Source organism: Mesorhizobium sp. M1143, from assembly GCF_040318435.1.
Lineage (GTDB): Bacteria > Pseudomonadota > Alphaproteobacteria > Rhizobiales > Rhizobiaceae > Mesorhizobium.
This window is the reverse complement of the sequence record NZ_JAMYMJ010000131.1, coordinates 1-3,223: the sequence shown is the minus strand read 5'-3', so window position 1 is coordinate 3,223 and position 3,223 is coordinate 1. Positions and strand designations below refer to the sequence as shown.

5 protein-coding genes are annotated in these 3,223 nt (G+C 59.1%); 3 read left to right on the top strand and 2 right to left on the bottom strand.

Going from position 1 to position 3,223, the window contains the following annotated elements; translation table 11 throughout:
• Positions 1-86 precede the first annotated feature (86 nt).
• Entirely contained in the window at positions 87-1,004 is a 918-nt protein-coding gene (locus tag NKH35_RS31125; RefSeq protein ID WP_023723939.1) for an NADP-dependent oxidoreductase, read from the bottom strand.
• A 243-nt stretch (positions 1,005-1,247) separates the two neighbouring features.
• Here NKH35_RS31125 and NKH35_RS31120 point away from each other — a divergent pair, with 243 nt between their 5' ends.
• Positions 1,248-1,457, top strand: coding sequence for a DUF3072 domain-containing protein (locus NKH35_RS31120; protein ID WP_031193277.1), 210 nt, complete (start codon positions 1,248-1,250; stop codon positions 1,455-1,457).
• Positions 1,458-1,525: 68 nt separating this feature from the next.
• Here NKH35_RS31120 and NKH35_RS31115 read toward each other — a convergent pair whose 3' ends face one another.
• On the bottom strand, positions 1,526-1,741 hold the full coding sequence (locus NKH35_RS31115) for a nuclear transport factor 2 family protein (protein WP_280790541.1): 216 nt from the start codon (positions 1,739-1,741) through the stop codon (positions 1,526-1,528).
• A gap of 84 nt (positions 1,742-1,825) precedes the next feature.
• Between NKH35_RS31115 and NKH35_RS31110 the strand changes: the two genes are divergently transcribed.
• Together NKH35_RS31110 and NKH35_RS31105 are read left to right on the top strand one after the other, a co-directional pair.
• Positions 1,826-1,978, top strand: a complete 153-nt coding sequence (locus tag NKH35_RS31110) for a GNAT family N-acetyltransferase (RefSeq protein WP_352496840.1) — start codon at positions 1,826-1,828, stop codon at positions 1,976-1,978.
• Positions 1,979-2,335: 357 nt separating this feature from the next.
• Entirely contained in the window at positions 2,336-2,845 is a 510-nt protein-coding gene (locus NKH35_RS31105; RefSeq protein WP_352917510.1) for a hypothetical protein, read from the top strand.
• Positions 2,846-3,223: the final 378 nt, after the last annotated feature.

The following is a 3,223-nucleotide window of genomic DNA, read 5'->3' as shown; positions in this document are numbered from 1 at the left end:
TCCCGCGACAGGCGCTGATTTGCACCTCACCGTGTCAGCTGCCGACGCGACCATAAGGAGCGAGAGCCCGCCTCTCTCCCAAGTTCTCACGGACGAACGCGAACAACGGTCTTGCCCGCGCGTCGGTCCGTTGAGTTGAAGGTGCCGATGGCATCATCCAAGCTCGAAACCTTGACGATGTTCGACCGCAGTCGTCCATCGCGGATCCGCTGCACTATCTCAGAAAGCTGGGCTCGATCAGCCTCGACGACGAAGTCAACCGCCAGGCCGTCTGCAGGTCGAATATCCGTTGGTCCGACGACTGTGACAAGGATACCTCCGGCCCGGACAAGCGTTGCGGATCGCTTCTGGACATCGCCGCCGATGACATCGAACACCAGATCGACGCCGCCGACATCTTCAAGGGTGTCTTTTGCGAGGTCGAGGAATTCATTTGCACCGAAGTCGAGCGCTTTCTGGCGGTCGGCGGCCCGCCCGGTGCCGATCACATAGGCTCCGGCCTCCCTGGCAAGCTGCGCCACCATCGAACCGACGGCACCGGCAGCGCCATGCGCGAGAACGCTCTGCCCGGCCTTGATGCGGCCATGCTGGAACAGCCCCTGCCATGCGGTTAGGCCGGAGATCGGCAGGCTAGCGCCCACCGTAAAGTCGACATCGCCGGGCAGCGGCGCGAGGTTACGGGCCTCCATGGCAACATACTCGGCGAGGGTGCCGTCGCGATGCCAGTCCGCGAGGCCGAACACCCGCTGACCTATAGAAAGCCCCGTAGTGCCGTAGCCGAGCGCAGTGACCACACCAGCCAGTTCGTGGCCGAGGATCGAAGAGGTCCGGTCACGGAATGCTCGGTCGGCCCACGTCGAGGGCCACTCCAGTTCGGTGTTGACGAATCCTGCCGCATGAACCTGTACGACCACGTCGTTAATTGCCGCCCGAGGCTCGGGCAACTCCACCAACTTCATCCCGGCCGTTCCTGCAGTCTGGTCCGTCGCTACGATTGCTTTCATGGGGCGTCTCCTCACCGTTGGGGTAAATTGCGGGCGCGGAGGATCTTTCGATGTCTCGCGCAGAGTTGGCGTTGAGTTCATCGTTGGCGACCGCGAGCGCAAGCTAAGCAATCTCGTCGGATTCTTCCAGCACGGGTAAACTTGCGTTCGTGAACACCCCTGCCATCGCAATCTCAGACACTTCAAGCATGTGGAACAAAAGCAGATCAAATACGTTGTGCCGTTCCCAACATGGAGAGCGTCATGCAAACTACACCCCGAGCCAAAGGCGAAGCTATCAGCAAGGATCCTGACGAATGGACGACGGGAGACGAGCCAATGACTCCGTCGCAAGCTTCCTACTTGAAAACATTATGTGAGCAGGCGGGCGACGACAGAAGCTACGCCGAAGATCTAAGCAAAGCCGAGGCCTCGAAGCGAATCGACGCGCTAAGGACTGAGCTCAAGCTCTAAAGGCGCTGGGAGACCTACGACAGGTTGGTCAGTTTTGCGGTATTTGGCCTCTGATCTGGACGGTCGTATTAGTGAAGGTGGTAGAGTTTGCTAAGGATCTTCAATTCTCCTGCGATCTTGAGCAGAGAAAGATAGTCGGTGAACCTTGTGGTTCCAAATTCGTCCTCGACCTTCGCAGTGGCTGCATCGCCCGTAATGTCGAGCGATGCGACTGCCCAGTTGGGGCTGGTGTTCGGCGGCAAGGCCGCACTCATCACCTCGCCGACATAGGCATCGACACTCAGCCATGGAGCTCGAAGAGATCGCGGCTATCTACCCGCTCTATCAGCAAACCGGGTATGGGCGGAAAGTGGGCGTAGGCCGACCATGTGGTTGTCGACGCCGAGATGCGCAGTGCTGGTATCGGCGCCAAACTGATGGGGCGGATCGAGAAGGAAGCAGCGCGTTTCGGCTGCGACATCACCCGCATCTCGATACGAGCGCACACACAAATTCTACAGCCTAAACGGTTAGGCCGATGATGCGCTCGTTCTGGTCAGCCACTGAGTGCGTGGGCCGAGGCAGAGTTCCCACAATATGCTGCGCACAAAGTAGCGACAGAGCGGGCCTAGAAGCGACATAGCGCCGGGTGTGAACGCGAACGCAGCCGGCGCCCGAATGCGTTCAGCGAGCGCCGTCGCGTCCACCTTGCCTTTCTTTGACGGCCCTGTGTTCAGCTTCCCACGGCAACGCGTGGAAGTCGGGCTGGTGCCCCGCTCCACGGTAGCCAGCCTGAGTGAGTAACTTGCTTTGTCCCGCTCCACAACGCAAACAAACGGCGGATTCCCCAAGCACCTATAAACGCCTCCAGCTTTTTCCATGCGCCAGGTGTGCTGAGCGTGCTCGAAGATGTCGTCCTTCATTGCGATGACAGAACAGGGAGCGAGGACAACTCTTTTTTTGATTGCAGAGAGAGTCTGAGCGGGCTTACTAGTGAGGGGTTTGCCATCGCTTTGAGGGAGGCTGCGATGGTTGCAACGCCCATAGATATCGCTCAAGCGGCCACTACGGCCACCTTGCTGATGCGCCTTCGTCAACGTCATCGCGATGACGTGGCGCGATCGTCAGGCTCAGCCTTTTTGGGGAGGCACAACGTGGGGAGTATGATGAGAGTTGCTGTGTTTTGTGCGGCGATCGTGATCGCTGGGACTGGTGTCGCTGTTGCCAAGGAGAAGAAGGTGGTGGTGAGTGACGCCACGGACCTTTGCTCTACGAAGCACTCGGCCAAGAAGCAGGTGCTCGAGCTGGACTGCAGGCCGACCGGAACCGCCAAATTGCCGGCCGGTGGAACGCCGGAAAAGCCGCGCCTCGGATACGACACCGATCCGTGGCTGGTTAAAGGCCTTTAGACACTAGGCGACGGCAACACAGCGCGGCTAAGGGGATGTGCGCTGGCGGTGAAGCCTTCTTTGTTCTCTCATCGGTGGAACATTGTCGCCTGAAAACGCTTCGGACGGTGCACTGCCCCATCAGTGCAACGTTCCCTTCCTTGTTTGCACTGGCCGGCTGCCGAAAGGTGGCCGGCTTTTTTGTATATAAGCGCGACCTGATGTTTGGGGCTTGTTGATTGGACAGCAGCGAGTGGCCGCTGCTGGCTTAGCGTCCAGGATTGGAATCTGTAAAGGCGAGATCACCAAGGCAGGGATGACCAGACTAAATAACGGTTTCGTCTGTTAGCCGCCACGCCGACGATAATTGAATTCAGAAGGGAGTCGGCCCGGCTGCCC